The 19,002-nt window shown below is 66.8% G+C and carries 18 protein-coding genes; 8 read left to right on the top strand and 10 right to left on the bottom strand.

What is annotated here, in order from left to right:
• Nucleotides 1–13: 13 nt before the first annotated feature.
• From QRN63_RS01535 to QRN63_RS01515, 5 genes are all read right to left on the bottom strand, one after another.
• On the bottom strand, nucleotides 14–1,216 hold the full coding sequence (locus tag QRN63_RS01535) for an MCE family protein (RefSeq protein WP_285028935.1): 1,203 nt from the start codon (nucleotides 1,214–1,216) through the stop codon (nucleotides 14–16).
• 13 nt (nucleotides 1,217–1,229) lie between these two features.
• A complete protein-coding gene (locus QRN63_RS01530; protein WP_267318612.1) occupies nucleotides 1,230–2,072 on the bottom strand; it encodes an MlaE family ABC transporter permease in 843 nt (280 codons plus the stop codon).
• 7 nt (nucleotides 2,073–2,079) lie between these two features.
• Nucleotides 2,080–2,844: an MlaE family ABC transporter permease gene (locus QRN63_RS01525; protein ID WP_029105067.1), complete on the bottom strand. Its 765-nt coding sequence runs from the start codon at nucleotides 2,842–2,844 to the stop codon at nucleotides 2,080–2,082.
• A gap of 275 nt (nucleotides 2,845–3,119) precedes the next feature.
• Nucleotides 3,120–4,037 (bottom strand): 3-oxoacyl-ACP reductase, encoded by a 918-nt coding sequence (locus QRN63_RS01520; RefSeq protein WP_267318611.1) that lies wholly within the window; start codon nucleotides 4,035–4,037, stop codon nucleotides 3,120–3,122.
• Between the two features lie 13 nt (nucleotides 4,038–4,050).
• Complete coding sequence (locus QRN63_RS01515; RefSeq protein ID WP_267318610.1) at nucleotides 4,051–4,242, bottom strand: ferredoxin; 192 nt, start codon at nucleotides 4,240–4,242, stop codon at nucleotides 4,051–4,053.
• A gap of 201 nt (nucleotides 4,243–4,443) precedes the next feature.
• Here QRN63_RS01515 and QRN63_RS01510 point away from each other — a divergent pair, with 201 nt between their 5' ends.
• The 3 genes from QRN63_RS01510 to fadD17 are packed head-to-tail and all read left to right on the top strand — an operon-like array spanning nucleotide 4,444 to nucleotide 8,308.
• On the top strand, nucleotides 4,444–5,622 hold the full coding sequence (locus tag QRN63_RS01510; protein WP_267319010.1) for an acyl-CoA dehydrogenase family protein: 1,179 nt from the start codon (nucleotides 4,444–4,446) through the stop codon (nucleotides 5,620–5,622).
• Nucleotides 5,623–5,630: 8 nt separating this feature from the next.
• A complete protein-coding gene (locus QRN63_RS01505) occupies nucleotides 5,631–6,731 on the top strand; it encodes an acyl-CoA dehydrogenase family protein (RefSeq protein WP_285028934.1) in 1,101 nt (366 codons plus the stop codon).
• A 14-nt stretch (nucleotides 6,732–6,745) separates the two neighbouring features.
• The gene (gene fadD17 / locus QRN63_RS01500) at nucleotides 6,746–8,308 is read left to right on the top strand and encodes a long-chain-fatty-acid--CoA ligase FadD17 (RefSeq protein WP_285028933.1); all 1,563 of its coding nucleotides are present in this window, start codon (nucleotides 6,746–6,748) and stop codon (nucleotides 8,306–8,308) included.
• Here fadD17 and QRN63_RS01495 read toward each other — a convergent pair.
• A complete protein-coding gene (locus QRN63_RS01495) occupies nucleotides 8,305–9,402 on the bottom strand; it encodes a methyltransferase (RefSeq protein WP_285028932.1) in 1,098 nt (365 codons plus the stop codon). The genes fadD17 and QRN63_RS01495 overlap by 4 nt on opposite strands.
• Nucleotides 9,403–9,510: 108 nt before the next feature.
• Here QRN63_RS01495 and QRN63_RS01490 point away from each other — a divergent pair, with 108 nt between their 5' ends.
• Nucleotides 9,511–10,197, top strand: a complete 687-nt coding sequence (locus QRN63_RS01490) for an LpqN/LpqT family lipoprotein (RefSeq protein ID WP_285028931.1) — start codon at nucleotides 9,511–9,513, stop codon at nucleotides 10,195–10,197.
• 29 nt (nucleotides 10,198–10,226) lie between these two features.
• Here QRN63_RS01490 and QRN63_RS01485 read toward each other — a convergent pair whose 3' ends face one another.
• Nucleotides 10,227–11,348, bottom strand: coding sequence for an NAD(P)H-dependent flavin oxidoreductase (locus QRN63_RS01485; protein WP_285028930.1), 1,122 nt, complete (start codon nucleotides 11,346–11,348; stop codon nucleotides 10,227–10,229).
• Between the two features lie 14 nt (nucleotides 11,349–11,362).
• Nucleotides 11,363–13,015: a medium/long-chain-fatty-acid--CoA/3-oxocholest-4-en-26-oate--CoA ligase gene (locus QRN63_RS01480; protein ID WP_285028929.1), complete on the bottom strand. Its 1,653-nt coding sequence runs from the start codon at nucleotides 13,013–13,015 to the stop codon at nucleotides 11,363–11,365.
• Nucleotides 13,016–13,084: 69 nt separating this feature from the next.
• On the opposite strand from QRN63_RS01480, the gene QRN63_RS01475 reads away from it, so the two are divergent.
• From QRN63_RS01475 to QRN63_RS01460, 4 genes are all read left to right on the top strand, one after another.
• Nucleotides 13,085–13,885, top strand: coding sequence for a crotonase/enoyl-CoA hydratase family protein (locus QRN63_RS01475; protein ID WP_267318603.1), 801 nt, complete (start codon nucleotides 13,085–13,087; stop codon nucleotides 13,883–13,885).
• Entirely contained in the window at nucleotides 13,885–14,853 is a 969-nt protein-coding gene (locus tag QRN63_RS01470; protein WP_285028928.1) for an NAD-dependent epimerase/dehydratase family protein, read from the top strand. Before QRN63_RS01475 ends, QRN63_RS01470 begins: the two co-directional genes overlap by 1 nt.
• 68 nt (nucleotides 14,854–14,921) lie before the next feature.
• A complete protein-coding gene (locus QRN63_RS01465) occupies nucleotides 14,922–16,124 on the top strand; it encodes a sensor histidine kinase (RefSeq protein ID WP_285028927.1) in 1,203 nt (400 codons plus the stop codon).
• Nucleotides 16,125–16,205: 81 nt separating this feature from the next.
• Entirely contained in the window at nucleotides 16,206–17,054 is an 849-nt protein-coding gene (locus tag QRN63_RS01460) for a hypothetical protein (RefSeq protein WP_285028926.1), read from the top strand.
• Nucleotides 17,055–17,112: 58 nt separating this feature from the next.
• Here the strand turns inward: QRN63_RS01460 and QRN63_RS01455 are convergent, their stop codons facing one another.
• The gene (locus QRN63_RS01455; protein WP_285028925.1) at nucleotides 17,113–18,318 is read right to left on the bottom strand and encodes a cytochrome P450; all 1,206 of its coding nucleotides are present in this window, start codon (nucleotides 18,316–18,318) and stop codon (nucleotides 17,113–17,115) included.
• A complete protein-coding gene (locus QRN63_RS01450; RefSeq protein ID WP_267319009.1) occupies nucleotides 18,315–18,989 on the bottom strand; it encodes an acetoacetate decarboxylase family protein in 675 nt (224 codons plus the stop codon). Before QRN63_RS01450 ends, QRN63_RS01455 begins: the two co-directional genes overlap by 4 nt.
• Nucleotides 18,990–19,002: the final 13 nt, after the last annotated feature.

Here is a 19,002-nt window from a genome sequence, read left to right as displayed (position 1 = left end):
TCACTCGCGGACATCAGTAGCGGTCCCTCTCTGCGTAGGCACCGGAGAACAGGAACTGCAGTGTCGAGGGAGCGTCGAACTGCAACTCGGTGTTGGGCTGGAACGGGATGTAGGCGTTGTCGGTCACCAGGAACGGCGAGTGGTACCAGGAGCCGCCGAACTGCTTGGACGGCAGGTCCGGAAGGCCACGGCAGTTCGGGCCACCGGAGGCGTTCACCATCGGCAGGCTCTCGGGGTAGGTGTAGTTCGGCGCACCGGGGAAGAAGTTCGACGACACGAACAGACCCGGCTTGACACCACCGAACACCGGACCGAAGCGGTCCACGGCCTTCGACACACCCTGCAGCAGACACGGCAACTCCGGTGAGTAGTCGCCCAGCACCTTCAGCGGCGCGCGCAGCCGCTGGATGGCGGCGATGTAGTCGTCGGCGGCCGGCGAGATGGTCGCGTACGCATTGTTGGCGAACCCGGTGGACGCCAGCAGCGCCGCGTTCAAGTCATCCCGCTCGTCGGTCAGCGTCTTGCTGACCGTCGGCGCGTTCTGGAAGACCTTGGCCAGGTCGGGCGCCGCGTCACCGTAGATCCCCGCGACCGTCGCGGTGTCCTTGAAATCCTGCTGCAGGGTCGGCAGCTTCGGGTTGAAATACTGCAGGTACCTGCTCAGCCCGGCCGCGGCCGCACCAGCGTCATCGCCGCGGCCCCGCAGGCCTTCACCCAGCGCGGTCACCGTGGCGTTCAGATTGACCGGATCGATCTTGTCCAGCAGATCCGTCAGCGTCTGGAAGACCGTGTTCATCTCCAGCTGGACATCCTTGGCCTGCACCTGCGCGCCCGGACGCAGCGACTCCTTCGACGGCTGCTCCGGCGGCAGAAACTCGACCGACTTGGCGCCGAACACCGTCGTGCTACCGAGCCGGACCCGCGCGTTCGAGGGGATGTAGCGCATCTGGTCACTGAGAACCGCCAGCGTCAGCTTCGCCTGGTCACCGGCATAGTCGATCTGCTCGACCTTGCCGACCTGGATGCCGCGGTACTTGACCTTGGCATCGGGATCCATCACCAGACCCGCGCGCGGTGCCAGCACCGACACGGTGTCGGTCGGGGTGAACGCCGCGGTGTACGACAAGTAGGTGAACACCACCGCGGCCAGCATGATGCTGATCAGCACCGCTGCCGCCAGCCTCACATGACTGCGTTTAGGACCGCCGGAAGACATCGTCGTGCACCCCCTATCCGGAGAGGTTGAAGTTGCCGGACGCGCCGTACACGGCCAGGGAGATGAGCAGGACGATGGTGACGACCACGATCAGTGAGGTCCGCACGGCCTGGCCGACCGCGATACCGACGCCGACCGGACCACCGCTGGCGTTGTAGCCGTAGTAGGTGTGCACCAGCATCACCGCGACGGACATGACGATGGCCTGCAGGAATGACCACAACAGGTCGGTGGGCACCATGAAGGTGCTGAAGTAGTGGTCGTAGAGGCCCGCCGACTGACCGTTGATGTAGACCGTGGTGGCGCGCGCCGCGAAGAACGACGCCAGGACCGCCAGCGCATACAGCGGGATGACGGCGATCAGGCCCGCGATGATGCGCGTGGACACCAGGTAGGACACCGAGTGCACGGCCATCGATTCGACGGCGTCGATCTCCTCGGCGACGCGCATGGCGCCCAGCTGCGCGGTACAGCCGGCGCCGATGGTGGCGGCCAGTGCGATACCCGCGATGATCGGCGCGACGATGCGCACGTTGAGGAATGCCGACAGGAAGCCCGTCAGCGCCTCGATACCGATGTTGCCCAGCGACGAGTAGCCCTGGACCGCGATGACGCCACCGGAGGCGAGCGTCATGAACGCCGCGACACCGACGGTGCCGCCGATCATCACCAGCGCGCCGGTGCCCATGGTCATCTCGGCGATGAGCCGGATGGTCTCGCGGCGGTAGCGGGTCAGTGCGTTGGGGATGTACCGGAAGGACTCCCCGTAGAACAGCGCCTGCTCACCGATGCCGTCGAAGATCCCGGGCACTGCCCGGAACATCCGTTTGAAACGGAGGGTTGCGTCGTAACTCATGGCCGAATCACCTCACCAGTACCCGGACGCCGATGGCGGTCATGATCACGTTGATGACGAACAAGCAGATGAAGGCGTAGACCACGGTCTCGTTGACCGCGATGCCGACGCCCTTGGGGCCGCCCTTGACGGTGAGGCCGCGGTAGCAGCCGACCATGCCGGCGAGCAGGCCGAACAGCACGGCCTTGATCTCGGCGAGCATCAGTTCACCCAGGCCGGTCAGCACCGTCAGGCCGTTGATGAACGAACCCGGGTTGACGCCCTGCAGGAAGACGGAGAAGACGTAGCCACCCGAGATGCCGATGGCACACACCAGGTTGTTCAGCAGCACGGCGACGAAGGTCGACGCGAGGACGCGGGGCACGACCAGCCGCTGGATCGGATCGATGCCGAGCACGCGCATCGCGTCGATCTCTTCGCGGATGGTACGGGCGCCCAGGTCGGCGCAGATGGCGGTCGCACCGGCGCCGGCGACCACCAGCACGGTGACGACGGGACCCAGCTGGGTGACCGTGCCGAACGCGGTGCCCGCACCGGAGAGGTCGGCGGCGCCGATCTCACGCAGCAGGATGTTCAGCGTGAAGGCGACCAGCACGGTGAACGGAATGGCGACGAGCAGGGTCGGCACGAGCGATACGCGGGCGATCATCCAGGTTTGTTCGAAGAACTCCCGGAACTGAAAGGGGCGACGCCACATCTTTGTGAATGTGTCGAGGGCCATCTCGAAGAACCCGCCAACGGCCCGGGCCGGAGCCGCAAGCTGTTCGATCAACCTTCGACTCCATTCTCGGTCCGGGTTGAGCAGACCCGGCGAAGAGTGGGGTTTCCCTCTTCCACAGCGGCCTGATCACCAGGTTGTAATGCACGGCTCTTGTGAGCCGGCTCATAGTAGCTAGAACATGTTCGCAGTGGCAAAAGAACAGCAAAATCACTGGGAAACGACATATAATCGCAGTTCAGCCGATATTTTTACGTTGCCGTCACTGTAACAAGTTCTAGTGCTGACGCGGCGCCTTCGACGCCGCGTCAGCACGCGATCCGGGACGTTCAGTCCCTCGACTCCATCAGGGCAGTCGCCGAGAAATTCCGCTCCGGATCGCGGTCAGCAAAATATCCGCGCAACGTGGAACTCAGTTGTGTCATGTCCCACTCAGCGGACGACGCTGTGAAGTGGCTCTCCACGGTCGGGGCTGCTACCAGGGTCACAGTCGGACCATAAACGATGAAGAGCTGGCCATTCACGTTTTCCGACGCGGGCGAGGAAAGGAAACGCACCAATTTCACGACGTGCTCGGGCGACAGCGGGTCGACCTCTCCTTCACCAGGAGCCGCACCGAAAACATCCGCCGTCATCGCGGTACGTGCCCGCGGGGCGATCGCGTTGGCACGGACGCCGTAGCGCTCGAGGCCACGGGCCGCGGTCAGGGTCAGGGCCGTGATACCGGCCTTGGCGGCGCCGTAGTTCGCCTGCCCCACCGGACCGGCCAGACCGGCCTCCGACGAGGTGTTGACGATCCGGCCGTACACCTTGCCGTCGGCCGACTCCTTGGCCTTGGCGCGCCAGTAGGTCGCGGCGTTGCGGGTCAGCAGGAAGTGGCCACGCAGGTGGACCGCGATGACCGCGTCCCAGTCCTCGTCGGTCATGTTGAACAGCATCTTGTCGCGGGTGATGCCGGCGTTGTTGACCACGATGCCGAGCCCGCCCAGACTGTCCGCCGTGGCGACGAGCTCGTCGGCGGTGCTGCGGGCGCTGATATCCCCGGCCACCGCAATACCTTTGGAGCCGGCGGCCTCGATCTCGGCGAGCACGTCCGACTTGTCCAGTGCGCCGGCCATGTCGTTCACCACGACGGTGGCGCCGGCCTGCGCCAGTCCGATGGCCTCGGCGCGGCCCAGTCCCGCGGCGGCACCGGTGACCACGGCCACCTTGCCGGAGAGGTCGGTGGAGTCGATTTCGCTAGTCAATTTATGAATACCTCTAGTCTTTGCGGAGAAGGGCGGCGCGGGGGCATTCCGCGATGGACTGCTCGGCCAGTTCTTCCTGGTCGGCAGGCACGGGATCAGCCTTGACTACCGCATAGTCGTTGTCGTCCAGATCGAAAAGGTCCGGCGCAATTCCCACGCAAACCGCGTTTCCTTCACAGCGGTCGTGATCAACTACAACCCGCATGACACCCTCCTGACAGCCCGGATTTCGACGGTGAGGCCAACATAACGACCCCGCCATGGCGATGCCAGTGTGGCACGCTCTGGACCCCAAGACTAGAACGTGTTACAAGTTTGAGTAGGCATGGGTCGGTGAAAGCGGCCTCAGCAACGCGACAAACGGACCGAAGACCTACCCCAATTCAACTGATAAAGGATGAGTTCGATGCGGATCGGCTACACGCCCGAGCAGGAGGAGCTGCGGCGCGAACTGCGCTCGTACTTCACCAAGCTCATGACCCCGGAGCGCGCCGAGGCGCTGGCGTCCAACGACGGTGAGATGGGACGCGGCAACGTCTACCGCGAGACCGTCGAGCAGATGGGCAAGGATGGCTGGCTGACGCTGAGCTGGCCGAAGGAGTACGGCGGCCAGGCCCGGCCGCCGATGGACGGCCTGATCTTCAACGACGAAGCCGCCATCGCGAACGTCCCGGTGCCGTTCCTGACCATCAACTCGGTGGCGCCGACGATCATGCACTTCGGCACCGAGGAACAGAAGAAGTTCTTCCTGCCCAAGATCGCCGCGGGCCAGCTGCACTTCTCCATCGGCTACTCCGAGCCCGGCGCCGGCACCGACCTCGCGTCGCTGCGCACCACCGCGGTCCGCGACGGCGACGACTACGTCATCAACGGCCAGAAGATGTGGACGTCGCTGATCGCCTACGCCGACTATGTCTGGCTGGCGGCCCGCACCAACCCCGAGGCCAAGAAGCACCGCGGCATCTCGATGCTGATCGTGCCGACCACCGCTGAGGGCTTCTCCTGGACCCCGGTACACACCATGTCCGGCGTGGACACCAGTGCCACCTACTACCAGGACGTCCGCGTCCCGACCTCCAGCCTGGTCGGCGAGGAGCACGGCGGCTGGAAGCTCGTCACCAACCAGCTCAACCACGAGCGCGTGGCGCTGGTGTCGGCGCAGCCGATCTTCGTCGCGCTGGACGGGGTCCGGGAATGGGCCCAGAACACCAAGGACCACCACGGCAGGCGCCTGATCGACTCCGAGTGGGTGCAGCTCAACCTGGCCCGGGTGCACGCCAAGGCCGAAGTGCTGAAGCTCATCAACTGGGAGCTGGCCTCCACCGACTCCGCGCCCTCCCCCGCCGACGCATCGGCGGCCAAGGTCTACGGCACCGAGCTGGCCACCGAGGCCTACCGGTTGCTCATGGAGGTGCTCGGCACCTCGGCGACCCTGCGCCGCGACACCCCCGGCGCGCTGCTGCGCGGCCGGATCGAACGCTGGCACCGGTCCTGCCTCATCCTGACTTTCGGCGGCGGCACCAACGAGATTCAGCGCGACATCATCGGCATGGTGGCTCTTGGCCTGCCCCGAGTGAACCGGTAAGGACTGACATGGACTTCAAGACAACCGAAGCATCTGAGGACCTCGGCGGCCTGGTCCGGTCCATCACCGAATCGGTGGTGACCCCGGAGCGCCAGAAGGAACTGGACAAGCAGGGCGAGCGGTTCGACCGCGAGCTGTGGGCCAAGCTGATCGACTCCGACATCCTGTCCACCACCGCACCGGAGTCGGTGGGCGGCGGCGGTTTCGGTCCGCTGGAGCAGTCTGCCGTGCTCGTGGCACTGGGCCGTCAGCTCGCGGCGGTGCCGTACCTCGAGTCGACCATCCTGGCCGCCGGCGCCATCGCCGAATTCGGTTCGGCCGAGCTGCAATCCGAGTGGGCCGCCCCGGCGGTCGCCGGCAGCAAGATCGTCGTGCCCGCGCTCGACGGTGAGATGGGTCAGGGCCCGGTGCAGGCCACCGGCTCGGATCAGTCCGGGTACAAGCTGACCGGCACCCGCACCCAGGTCGCGTACGGCCCGGTCGCCGATGCCTTCCTGGTGCCTGCCGAAAGCGATTCCGGCGTCAAGGTTTTCCTGGTCGCCGCTGCTGATGCGGGCGTCACCGTCACCTCGCTGGACACCACCGGACACGGCAGCGTGGCGCATTTGGATCTGCAGGGCGTGACCGTCACCGCCGACCGCGTCGTCGGCGGCTCGGAGGTGCTCGCCTGGCTGCAGCTGCGGGGTGCCCTGGGCCGCAGCGCATTCCAGCTCGGCGTGGTGGAACGCGCGTTGGAGCTCACCGCACTGTACGCCCGCGAGCGCGAGCAGTTCGACCGTCCGATCGGCAGCTTCCAGGCCGTGTCGTCGCGGTTGGCCGACGGCTACATCGACGTCAAGGCGCTGCGCCTGACCCTCACCCAGGCCTCCTGGCGCGTGGCCGAGGGCCTGCCCGCCGAGGTCGACGTGAACACCGCGGCGTTCTGGGCCGCCGAGGCCGGACACCGGGTGGCACACACCGCCGTACACGTGCACGGTGGTGTCGGCATCGACATGGATCACCCGGTGCACCGGTACTTCCTGACCGCCAAGCAGACCGAGTTCGCGGTCGGCGGTGCCACCGGGCAGCTGCTGCAGATCGGGCGCGAACTGGCGGACACACCGGCCTGATTCACGTCTCCGACATGGCATGCCTGAAGTCCGACCGGCCCACCGTCAGCGACCTGCTGCGTCCGCTGGTCGGCGTCACCGACCGCGGGTTGTACGACTGCGTTGCGGCGCCGGACGATTCACCGGTCGGCCCGGCTGATCTGATCAGCTGGGCCGACCACATCGCCGCGGGCGCACAGTTGGCCGCGGCGTTGAAGGCGCGACTGGACCCGGCCAGACCGCCGCACATCGGTGTGCTGCTGAGCAATACGACGTTCTTCTCGTCGCTGCTGGTGGCCGCCGCGCTGGCGGGGCTGGTTCCCGTCGGCCTCAACCCGACCCGCCGCGGGGCGGCGCTGGTCGGCGACGCCGAACGCTCCGACTGCCAGTTGGTGCTCGCCGACAACCCCGACCTGGTCCCGGCCGGTCTCGAGGCCGCGGGCATCGCCGTCATCGACGTCGAATCCGATTCGTGGGCAACCGAACTCGGCGGATTCGCCGGCGCGCCGGTGCAATTCGCCGACGTCGATCCCGACGACCTGTTCATGCTGATCTTCACCTCGGGCACCAGCGGTGACCCGAAGGCCGTCCGGGTCACCCACGACAAGGTGGCGTTCCCGGGCCAGATGCTGGCCGACCGCTTCGGCCTCGGGCGCGACGACACGTTCTACCTGTCGATGCCGCTGTTCCACTCCAACGCGGTGATGGCCGGCTGGGCGGTGGCGCTCGCGGCGCAGGGGTCGATCGCGTTGCGCCGCAAGTTCTCCGCCTCCGGGTTCCTGACGGATGTCCGGCGCTACGGCGCCACCTACGCCAACTACGTCGGCAAGCCGCTGTCGTACATCCTTGCCACTCCGGCCCGGCCGGACGACGCCGACAATCCGCTGAAATTCATGTACGGCAACGAGGGTGCCCCACGTGATCTGGACCGGTTCGCGCAGCGCTTCGGTGTCATCGTCGTCGACGGTTTCGGGTCCACCGAGGGCGGCGTCGCGATCGCCCGCACCCCGGACACCCCGGCCGGCGCCCTGGGACCGCTGACCGACGAGGTGGCCATCGTCGACGTGGAGACCGGCCTGCCGTGCCCGCCGGGCGTCGTCGGCGAACTGGTGAACCCGACCGGCCGCGGCTGGTTCCGCGGCTACTACAACAACGACGGCGCCGAGGCCGGACGCATGGCCGGCGGCATCTACCACACCGGCGACCTCGCCTACCGGGACGAGGCCGGGTTCATCTATTTCGCTGGGCGCCTTGGTGATTGGATGCGGGTCGACGGTGAGAACCTCGGCACCGCACCCATCGAGCAGGTGCTGCTGCGGCATCCCGATGTGGTCGAGGCGGCCGTCTACCCGATACCCGATCCCGCCGTCGGCGACCAGGTGATGTCCGCGCTCGTCCTCCTCGACCACGCGGAGTTCTCGGCCGACGACTTCAGCGCCTTCCTTGCCGCACAGGAGGATCTGGGCCCCAAGCAGTGGCCCCGGTTCGTCCGCGTCGCCACGACGCTGCCGCGGACCGAGACGTTCAAGGTCATCAAGCGGCAGCTGTCGGCCGAGGGCACCGACTGCGCCGACCCGGTTTTCGCGATCGCCCGTTAGTCGTGGACCGGGACGGCCTCGACGAGCGACATCGGCCCGGCTGTCTGTACCACCCGGGTCTGCCGAAAACCGGCGCGCGCCAAGAGGTCCGCGTATTCCGAACCGGTCCGCTCCCGGCCCCCGGCGGCCACCAGCATCTCCAGGTCGAGCAGCATGCCGGGATGACTGGGCGTGCCTTCCGGTAGCACCAGTTCGACGAGCGCCAGGGTGCCATCGGGGTCGATCGCCTTGCGGACGTTCCGCAGGATCACCAGTGCGCTGTCCTCGTCCCAGTCGTGGATGATCGTCTTCAACAGGTACGCATCCCCGCCTTCGGGGACGGCATCGAAGAACGAGCCACCGGTGACGGTGACCCGGTCCGACACGCCGGCTGCCTTCAGCACCGGGCCCGCACCCGCAACCACCGACGGCAGATCGAACAGCACACCGCGGGCGTCGGTGGCCTGCTGCAGCGCCGCACTCAGCAGTGCGCCGTGGCCGCCTCCGACGTCGATGATCGTCTTGAAACGACTGAAATCATATGCGGGCATGAGGGATTCGATCGCCATGGCCGACACCGCGGTCATGGCGTTGTTGAACACGTCGGCCAGGTCGCGATCGTTCTCGAGGTATTCGAAGATGGGCATGCCCCGGAGCATCTCCGCGGACGTCTTGCCGGTCTGCACCGAGTACAGCAACTGACCCCAGTGTTCCCAGTGCTTGGGGTGGCCGATGAACAGCAGCATGGGTGCCAGCGAGCCCGGCGCATCGGAGCGCAGGGCCTGCCCCAGGCGGCTCAGCGCGAACCGGCCGTCGCGCTCCTGCTTGAGCAGCGAATTGCTCGCCAATGCCCGCATGAGCCGGGCGGTGGCCTCGGGGTGCGAACCCACCCGGCGGGCGATGTCGTCCGCCGACGCGGGGCCGGCGGCCAGGGCGTCGAAGATGCCCAGCTTGGCGCCGACATACATGGCCTGGGTCAGCCAGGCGCCCTGGCCCAGCTCGAAGAGTGCGACGTTCGCCGGGACGACGGACCGGCGCAACTGGCCCAGTCCGTCCCGAACCCGGCCGATGCCGTCGATGAGCCAGCCGGGAGGCGGTTTCTGTGCGTTTGCCACGGGGCACACAGTAATGCCACAGCTAATACCCACGCTAGAGCCGGTTTCGGGTAGGTCCCCGCCCGGCTCACAGGATCACCGCGAGTGTTGTCGATTAGTCTCGGCCGTATGAGAACGTCCGCGATCACCGGCCTCGTCGCGGCAGCGACCGCACTGTCTGTGGTGCTGGCCGGTTGCGACTCCGGCAAAGACGCGAGCGCGTCGTCCGACAACGCGACGAGCGCGGCCCCGACCGCGGCCGATGCCGGCAACAACAAGGGCGCCGACGGCCCCAACCCGACGATCGCCAGCTACATCAAAGAACACAAGATCACCGAACAGCAGGTGCACCGGACCGACCCCGGCGAACCGAAGGTCGATCTACCGAAGCCCGATGGCTGGAAGGCCACCGGCGACGACAATCCGCCGTGGGCATACGACTCGATCATCTACAACGGACCGGTCGACCCGGCGAACTACGCGCCCAGCGTGGTCGCGCTGCTGTCGAAGCTCACCGGTGACGTCGACGCCAAGGCGCTGATGGCCACCGCGCCCGGGGAGATTCAGAACCTGCCGGGCTTCACGCCGTCGGGCCCGGGGAGCGAAACCAAGGTGCGCAATTACCCCGCCTACCGGATCGCCGGTACCTGGGTCTCCGACGGCAAGACGAAGTTCGTCGCACAGCAGACGGTGATCTTCCCGTCTGACGGGGCGACCTATGTCCTGCAACTGAATGCGGACGGCGCGGCAGATCAGACGCCCATCATTCAGACAGCCACCGATGTGGTGGCGCAGCAGGTGAAGATCACGCCGTAGCGCTGATCGTCACCTGCCGCGCGGCGAAATCAGTTGTCGCGGATAGCATCCAGGCGCTTGGTGGCAGCCTCGAACTCGGCGACCAACTCGGCGATGATGACCTCGACGGGGCGGATCTCGTTCATCCGGCCGACGATCTGACCGACCGGCATGGCGACCGCGGTCGGGTCACCGGACTCGTTCATCCGCTGGTGGGCCTCGCTGACCAGGATGTTCTGCAACGGCATCGGCAGCGGATCAGGAGCACCTTCGGCGTCCCAGGCATCGGTCCAGCGGCTCTTGAGCAGCCGGGCGGGCTTGCCGGTGTAGATCTTGCGGCGGACGGTGTCGGCCGACGTCGCATTCAGCATCGCCTGCTGCACAACCGAAACGCCCGACTCCAGACGCACCCCGAGGTCGTATTCGGCCGACGTGAGGAACGCCGAGCCCATCCAGACCCCCTGCGCGCCCAGCGCCAGCGCGGCAGCCAGCTGCCGCCCGGTACCGATGCCGCCCGCGGCCAGCACCGGGGCCGAACCACCAAGGGCATCAACGATTTCCGGCCACAGCACCACGGAACCGATCTCACCGGTGTGGCCACCGGCCTCGTGGCCCTGGGCGACGACGATGTCGACGCCGTTCTCCACGTGCCGCGCCGCGTGTTTGGCGGAGCCGGCCAGTGCGGCCACCGGAACGCCAGCGGCATGCGCCTGGTCGATGACGTCCTTGGGCGGCGAGCCGAGTGCGTTGGCGATCAGTTTGATCGGGTGCTTGAGCGCCACCTCGACGTGGCTACGGGCGACCGAGTGCAGCCAGCCGAGCACGCCTTCGTTCTTCTCTTCGTCCGCCGGCAGTGGCGGCACCCCGAGATCGGCGAGCGTCTTCGCGACGAAGTCCTTGTGGCCCTGCGGGATCAGCTTGTTGATGTCGACGCTGGTGCCCTCGGTCGGGACCTTGGCCGGCATCACGATGTCGACGCCGTACGGCTTGCCGTCGGTGTTGGCGTCCATCCACTGCAGGACGTCCTCGAGGTCGTCGGCGTCATTGAACCGGACGCAACCCAGCACGCCCATGCCGCCGGCACGGGTCACGGCCGCAGCCACCTTCTCCGACGGCGTGAACACGAAGATCGGGTATTCGATCCCGAAGCGTTCGCAGAGTTCGGTTTTCATTCTCTTGTCCCTAACTAGGCTTGTGCGCCTGCGTGTTTCGCGTGCACCTCATCGGCAGGACGCGCCTCGGTCTGCTCTTTGGCCCAGCGGTAGTCGGGCTTGCCTGCCGGGGAGCGCTTGACCTCGTCGACCAGCCACAGGCTGCGCGGCACCTTGTAGCCCGCGATCTCGCTGCGGACGAACGCATCCAGGTCGGCCAGCGCCGGCTTGGTGCCGTCACGCGGCTGCACGACGGCCGCGACGTGCTGCCCGAAGCGTGCGTCCGGAACGCCGACGACCAGAGCGTCGAACACATCCGGGTGACCCTTGAGCGCGGCCTCGACCTCTTCGGGGTAGATCTTCTCGCCACCGGAGTTGATCGACACCGAGCCGCGGCCCAGCATCGTCACACTGCCGTCGGCCTCGACCTCGGCGTAGTCGCCGGGGATGGCGTAACGAACCCCGTTGATGGTCTTGAAGGTTTCCGCGGTCTTCTTCTCGTCCTTGAAGTAGCCGACCGGGATGTGCCCGCACTTGGCGATGATGCCGCGCACGCCCGACCCCGGCACCACCTCGTTGCCGTCCTCGTCCAGGACCTTGGTGTTCTTGTCGATGGTGACGCGCGGGCCGCCGGTGTGCGACTGGCCTTTCGCCACGATGCTGGTGCCGCCGAAGCCGGTCTCCGACGAGCCGATCGAGTCGGTGATGACCCGGTTCGGCAGCAGCTCGAGGAACTTCTCCTTGAGGCTCGTCGAGAACAGTGCGGCGGTGCTCGCGAGCAGGAACAGCGACGACAGGTCGTACTCGTTGCCCGCATCCTGGTGGGCCAGCAGTGCGTCCAGCAGCGGCCGCGCCATCGCGTCACCGGTGAAGAACAGCAGATTCACCTTGTGCTCGTGGATCATTCGCCAGGCGGCGTCGGCGTCGAACTCCGGCATCAGCACCACGGTGTGGCCGGTGAACAGCGCCATCCAGGTGGCCGACTGCGTCGCGCCGTGGATCATCGGCGGGATGGGGAGCCGGATCATCGGCGGGTTGGCGGCGGCCTGCTTGGAGAGGTCGTACTCGTCGGCGATGGGCTCGCCGGTGGCGAAGTCGGTGCCGCCGAACAGCACTCGGTAGATATCCTCGTGGCGCCACATGACGCCCTTGGGGAATCCGGTGGTGCCACCGGTGTAGAGCAGGTAGATGTCGTCCTCGCTGCGCGGGCCGAAGTCACGCTCGGGCGAGCTGTCGGCGATGGCGGAGTAGAACTCGACGCCGCCGTACCGCTGGAAGTCGTTGTCGCTGCCGTCTTCCACCACCAGGATGGTCTTGAGCAGCGGGAGTTCGGGCAGCACGTTGGCGACCCGGTCCGAGTACTGGCGCTCATGGATCAGGGCGACCATGTCCGAGTTCTCGAACAGGTACTTCAGCTCGCCCTCGACGTAGCGGAAGTTGACGTTGACCAGGATCGCGCCGGCTTTGACGATGCCGAGCATGCCGATCACGATCTCGATGCGGTTGCGGCAGTACAGCCCAACCTTGTCGTCCTTCTGCACGCCCTGCGACTGGAGATAGTGAGCCAGGCGGTTGGCCTTCTCCTCCAGCTGGGCATAGGTCAGCTTTTCGTCGCCACAGATGAGTGCGACACGGTCCGGCACAGCATCGATGGCGTGCTCGGCGAGATCTGCGATGTTCAGAGCCACGTTACATAAACTAGAACGTGTTACATTTTGTGACAAGTCTAACGATCTCGAGACCGGAAGTTGGTACCCGTGAGCGAACCCGAAAAAGGCCCCGACGCCCTGATTGAGCAGCGCGGACACACGCTGATCGTCACCTTGAACCGGCCCGAGGCCCGCAACGCCCTTTCGGGCGAGATGCTCTCGATAATGGTCGAGGCCTGGGACCGCGTCGACAACGATCCGGAGATCCGCACCTGCATCCTCACCGGTGCCGGCGGCTACTTCTGCGCGGGCATGGACCTCAAGGGCGCCACCAAGAAGCCGCCGGGCGACTCGTTCAAGGACGGCAGCTACGACCCGTCGCGCATCGACGGTCTGCTCAAGGGCCGCCGCCTGACCAAGCCGCTGATCGCCGCGGTCGAGGGCCCGGCCATCGCCGGCGGCACCGAAATCCTGCAGGGCACCGACATCCGCATCGCCGGCGAGAGCGCCAAGTTCGGCATCTCCGAGGCCAAGTGGAGCCTGTACCCGATGGGCGGTTCGGCAGTGCGCCTCGTGCGCCAGATTCCGTACACCATCGCGTGCGACATGCTGCTGACCGGCCGGCACATCACCGCCCAGCAGGCCCTGGACTACGGGCTGATCGGATATGTGGTTCCGGACGGCACCGCGCTGGAGAAGGCCCTCGAGGTCGCCGAGGTGATCAACAACAACGGTCCACTGGCGGTACAGGCCATCCTGAAGACCATCCGCGAGACCGAGGGCATGCACGAGCTGGATGCCTTCAAGCCCGACACCGCCAACGGCATCCCGGTGTTCCTGTCCGAGGACGCCAAGGAGGGCCCGCTGGCATTCAAGGAGAAGCGCGCACCGCAGTTCAAGATGCGCTGATGCACATCGCCGTGACGGGCGGCACCGGCTACGTCGGTGCCCACACCGTCCGCGCACTGCTGGCGGCCGGGCACACGGTTCGCCTGTTGGTGGTTCCCGGCGGCAGCGATGACCCGGTGCTCGACGTGCTGGCCGAGGTGGGTCCCGTCGAGGTTCTGGTCGGCGATATGCGCAATCCCGCAACGGTTTCCGAGCTGCTGGCCGGCTGCGACGCCGCGCTGCACGCGGCCGGTGTCGTCGGCACCGACAGCCGGCGCACCCAGCTGATGTGGGACATCAACGCCTACGCCACCGAGGCGCTGCTGACGCGGGCGTGTGAACTGGGGTTGGACCCCGTGGTCTCGGTGTCGTCGTACAGCTCGCTGTTTCCACCGGCCGACAGTGTCATCGGCCCCGACACTCCCCCGGCACCCGGCCGCAGCGACTACGCCCGCACCAAGGCCTACGCCGACAACGCGGCGCGGCGGCTGCAGTCCGCGGGCGCACCCGTCGTCGTGACGTATCCGTCGTCGGTCGTCGGGCCGGCGTTCCACACGGCAGTCGGTGTGACACAACGTGGTTGGGACCCGATTGTGCGCTACCGCGTCGCCCCGCGCCTGCGCGGCGGCATGCAGATGATCGATGTGGGTGACGTGGCCCGGGTGCACACGGCGCTGATGCGGCCGGGCCGCGGCCCGAAGCGCTATGTCTGCGGCGGGGTGATGCTGACGTTCGATCAGATGGTCGACGCCCTGCAGTCGGCGCTGGGCCGGCCCATCCGGCGGATTCCACTGTCACCCGGCCTGTTTCGCGGCGTGGGTCGGGTGTCGGACTTCGCCGGACGCTGGCTGCCCCTCGCGGACGGCCTGAGCTACGAAGCCGCCCTGCTGCTGACGGCGGCCGTCCCCACCGACGACAGCCTGACTTTGTCCGACCTGAGCCTGACCTGGCGCGACCCCCGAGAGTCGATCGTCGAATCTTTTGCGTGATTCGTGCACGATTTTCCGCGGCCATCGCGGAAAATCGTGCACAAATCGCGAACGCCGGGGGGACTCAGATGCCAACCACCGACACCTCACTGGTGCGTGGCCTCCTGCTGCAGTTCGCCCTGCGGGCCCTGCTGGCGGTGTTCGTCGATTTCGGCCTCCTACTGGAGCCCCCGAACGCGAACCTGCGGCTGCACTGGGGCATCCTCGCCGGCTACGTCGCGATGGTCGCGGCATGGGGCTGGTGGGGACGACGCGCGGCCGACCACTCCGACCGCCGCACCCAGCGCGCCGTGGCGCTGCTCATGCTGTGCGCGGATCTGACTGTGGTGGCCGTCATTTCAGTGGACAGCGGTCTCAGTTCGCCGGAGACCTGGACGTCCGACGTGATGCAGCACGGGCTGTTCCTGATCCCGCTGATCGCGGCGGCGCAGCTCGATCCCGCCGTCAGCGCCATGATCGCGATCCCCACCGTCGCCACGTTCTTCGTCGTGAACTGGATCGACCGCGAAGCCAACGGTCACGAACCCTGGGCCTCGATCCTGTTGCGCACCGCCATCGTGTTCGGCCTGGCCGCCGGTTCCGTCGCGCTGTCGTGGGTTCAGCAAGCCAAGACCAGGACCATCGCCGGGCTGGCTCAAGAGCGGGCCCGTCTGCTCGAAGAGGTGATCAGCCTGGAGAAGCGCGAACGCCAATCGCTTTCTGAGCGCCTGCACGACGGTGCGCTGCAGTACGTCCTGGTGGCGCGGCACGACATGGAGGACGTTCGCGACGGGTCGGTCGAGGGGATGGACCGCGTCGACTTCGCGCTCGCGGAATCCTCCCGGCTGCTGCGCGACGTGGTGCGTGAACTGCATCCCGAGGTGCTGGCCCGTTCCGGGCTCAAAGCGGCGCTCACCGCCCTGGCCGACGGTATCGCCGCGCGGACCAGCATCACGGTGCATCTGGACGCCCACGACTGGCCCGACACGCTGCGCACCGATGCCGACCATCTGCTCTACAGCGCTGCCCGGGAGTTCTCGACCAACGCGATCAAGCACGCGCACGCCGACAACCTGCGATTCCGGCTGGCACACAATGGAAGTCGGGCCGAGCTGCGCATCGCCGACGACGGTGTCGGCATCCCGCCGGACCGACTGGCCCAGAGCGTCGAGGACGGTCATATCGGGTTCGCGTCGATCTGCACGAAAGTGCTTGCCACGGGCGGCGAATTCACCGTCACGGGGTCGCCCGGCACCGTCATCTCGATCGCGGTGCCGGCCGCGCGAGCGTGAACCTGCTGTCACGCTCGCCGCATCTGATCGCAATGGCTTCACACTGGCGGGCTTGTCAGTGCGCGGCGGCACACTTCCGGCATGGGGGAACCATTTATCGGCAGCGAAGCGGTGGCGGCGGGGAGGCTGTCACCGTACGCGCTGCGCAGCAAGTTCGTCGCTCTCGCGCCGGACGTCTACCTCTGCGGCAATGCCGAGGTCGACGCGCGCATCCGGGCAAAGGTCGCGTGGCTGTGGTCCCGGCGGCAAGGCATCCTCGCGGGCCGATCGGCAGCGGCCCTGCACGGCGCGCGCTGGGTCGACAACGCGTCACCAGCGCAGATCATCTACGAAAACCGGCATCCTCCGAGGAGCATCGAGACCTGGGCCGACCGCATCGAACCGGACGAGATCGTCGTCGTCGACGGCATCGCGGTAACCACACCCGCGCGCACCGTTCTCGATCTCGGTTGCCGGAACAGGCTGGCGACGGCCGTTGCCGCCATCGATGCCCTGACTGCCGCCACGCACGTCTCGACCCGTGATGTCGAAGCCCTGGCGTCCAGATATCGGGGACGTCGTGGCATCAAGACGGCCCGGCGCGCGCTGTCCCTCGCCGATGCCGGTGCCGAGTCGCCGCGCGAGAGCTGGCTGCGAATGCTCATCGAGCGCAACGGCTTTCCACGTCCCCAGACGCAAATTCAGGTGTACGACGCCTACCGCCAATTCATCGCCCGGCTGGACATGGGGTGGGAAGAGCACCTGATCGCCGTCGAATACGAGGGCGACCACCACCGCACCGACCGTCGGCAGTTCAACAGGGACATCCGCAGGTACGACGACCTCGCCGAGCTCGGCTGGCTCGTCATTCGGGTCACCGCGGAGGACACCGAAGGGACGATCGTCCGCCGGATAGCGGCCGCATTCGACCGCCGCAGCCCACGAGTGTGAATCTATTGCCTACGTTCACGTCGACCGTGACACCAGATTCACACTCGCGGAAGCGAAGTCAGAGCACGCGGGCCGTCGGGGTGAACACCACCGGCATGGCCTCGGGGCCGCTGACGAAGTTGGCGGCGCGCAGCGGGATCTCCGCACCGTCGGCCAAGCGGAGGTCGGGCAGGCGCTGCAGCAGTCGCTCGGTCATCAGCCGCAGCTCCAGCCGCGCCAGCTGGTTGCCCATGCAGAAGTGCGTGCCGAATCCGAAAGCCAAGTGGCTGTTGGGGTTCCGGTCGATGTGGAATTCGTCCGGGTTCTCGAACTGGTCGCCGTCGAAGTTCGCCGACTCGAACATCAGCATGACCTTCTCGTCCTTCTTCAGCTCGGTGCCGTAGAAGACGGTGTCCGCGGTCAGGGTGCGGCACATGTTCTTGATGGGCGAGGTCCAGCGCAGCATCTCCTCGACCGCACCCGGCATGAGCGACGGATCCGCAGCCAGGCGGTCCCACTGATCGCGGTTGCGCATCAGCTGTTCGGTACCGCCCGACAGCGTGTGCCGGGTGGTCTCGTCGCCGCCGATCAGGATCAGCAGGGTCTCCATGACGATCTCTTCGTCCGCCATCCGCTGGCCTTCGACCTCGGAGTTGATGAACACCGAGAACAGGTCATCGGTGGGATTGGCCCGCCGGTCCTTGATGACGTCCATCGTGAAAGCGGTATACGCCGCAAAGGTTTCCATCAGCTTCTGGATCGACGTCTCGTCCAGATGCGACGACAGCCCCGACACCAGCTCGTCCGACCAGTTGAGCAGCATCTCGCGCTCTTCCGGCACGACACCGAGCATGTCGCCGATGACGGCCATGGGCAGCGGGGCCGCCAGATCGTTGACGAAGTCGGCCTCGCCCTTCTCACAGACATTGTCGATGAGCGCGTCGACCAGCCGCCCGATCGACGGGACCTTGTCCATGACGCGCTTGCGGGTGAAGCCGGCGTTGACGAGCTTGCGCCGCACCAGGTGCGCCGGGTCGTCCATGTCGATCATGTACGGCATGCCGGGCTGGTCGGGGCGGATGCCGCCGGCGTTGGAGAACAGCTCGGCGTTGCGCTCGGCGTCGAGCACCGACTGGTAGGTGGCCACCGCGGCCTGGCCGTTGCGGTCGCGGAACACCGGCTCATTGGCCCGCATCCAGCGGTACGCCTCGTGCGCGGCCGCCCGGTCGGCATAGAACCGGCCGTCGGCCAGATCGACGTCGGGGCGGGTGATAACACTGGTCACTTGATCTCCTGAGCATCGGCGAAAGTCATGTCTACGTTGTCAGCGGAACCCGAGAGCATGGCGCGTTTCGGCAATCCGAGTGCGGCCAATTCCCGGGCGTACGGGTGGTCACCGAGGCGCACCGTCACTCCCCCGGGCCGGTAGCGCACCCCGGACGGCCTCATCACGCCGACGGTCTCGCGGGTGACGCCATCGAGGTGCGAAAACGTCGGCGGCGCTTGTGGTTTGGACGGCGCGGGCACCTTGAATCCGGGCCGGAAATCCATCCCGACGGCAAACTGGCCGTCGATGGTGACGTCGAAGCCGAAGTGCTTGCCATCTCGAATAGCAAAGTCCGCCATCACCTTCGGATAGCCCCAGATGTTGCGACCGGCTTCGAGGGTGAAGGACTGGTCGACCGGCAGGTGATGGATGAAGGCGCCGGCCGACTGCAGGGCACGCAGGCCCGAGGCGGTGGAGCCGGGCGGATTCACCATGATGTTGGTGCCGTACTCGTAGTACTGGCCGAGGTCGCTGTCGACGTAGTGCATGAGCATCAGCACGGCGACCGCGCGACGCGGGCGGAACCGGCACACCCGCAGACCGCTGTAGTCGATCAGGCGTTGTGCGGCATCGGCGTCGACCGAGAACATCGCCATGTGCTGCGTCGCCTTACGGACGCGCACGGGCATGGTCAGCACGGTG

Source organism: Mycolicibacterium sp. lyk4-40-TYG-92 (genome assembly GCF_030209435.1).
Lineage (GTDB): Bacteria > Actinomycetota > Actinomycetes > Mycobacteriales > Mycobacteriaceae > Mycobacterium.
Note: the sequence above shows the minus strand (reverse complement) of the source record. Positions and strands in the feature narration are given on the sequence as shown.

Excerpts from the sequence above, each read along its gene's own strand:
- QRN63_RS01450 (WP_267319009.1), bottom strand. The coding sequence starts at position 18,989 with ATGCCCGTGCGCGTCCGTAAGGCGACGCAGCACATGGCGATGTTCTCG.
- QRN63_RS01465 (WP_285028927.1), top strand. The coding sequence starts at position 14,922 with ATGCCAACCACCGACACCTCACTGGTGCGTGGCCTCCTGCTGCAGTTC.
- QRN63_RS01530 (WP_267318612.1), bottom strand. The coding sequence starts at position 2,072 with ATGAGTTACGACGCAACCCTCCGTTTCAAACGGATGTTCCGGGCAGTG.
- QRN63_RS01460 (WP_285028926.1), top strand. The coding sequence starts at position 16,206 with ATGGGGGAACCATTTATCGGCAGCGAAGCGGTGGCGGCGGGGAGGCTG.
- QRN63_RS01510 (WP_267319010.1), top strand. The coding sequence starts at position 4,444 with ATGCGGATCGGCTACACGCCCGAGCAGGAGGAGCTGCGGCGCGAACTG.
- QRN63_RS01515 (WP_267318610.1), bottom strand. The coding sequence starts at position 4,242 with ATGCGGGTTGTAGTTGATCACGACCGCTGTGAAGGAAACGCGGTTTGC.
- QRN63_RS01535 (WP_285028935.1), bottom strand. The coding sequence starts at position 1,216 with ATGTCTTCCGGCGGTCCTAAACGCAGTCATGTGAGGCTGGCGGCAGCG.
- QRN63_RS01485 (WP_285028930.1), bottom strand. The coding sequence starts at position 11,348 with ATGAAAACCGAACTCTGCGAACGCTTCGGGATCGAATACCCGATCTTC.
- QRN63_RS01490 (WP_285028931.1), top strand. The coding sequence starts at position 9,511 with ATGAGAACGTCCGCGATCACCGGCCTCGTCGCGGCAGCGACCGCACTG.
- QRN63_RS01505 (WP_285028934.1), top strand. The coding sequence starts at position 5,631 with ATGGACTTCAAGACAACCGAAGCATCTGAGGACCTCGGCGGCCTGGTC.
- fadD17 (WP_285028933.1), top strand. The coding sequence starts at position 6,746 with ATGGCATGCCTGAAGTCCGACCGGCCCACCGTCAGCGACCTGCTGCGT.
- QRN63_RS01470 (WP_285028928.1), top strand. The coding sequence starts at position 13,885 with ATGCACATCGCCGTGACGGGCGGCACCGGCTACGTCGGTGCCCACACC.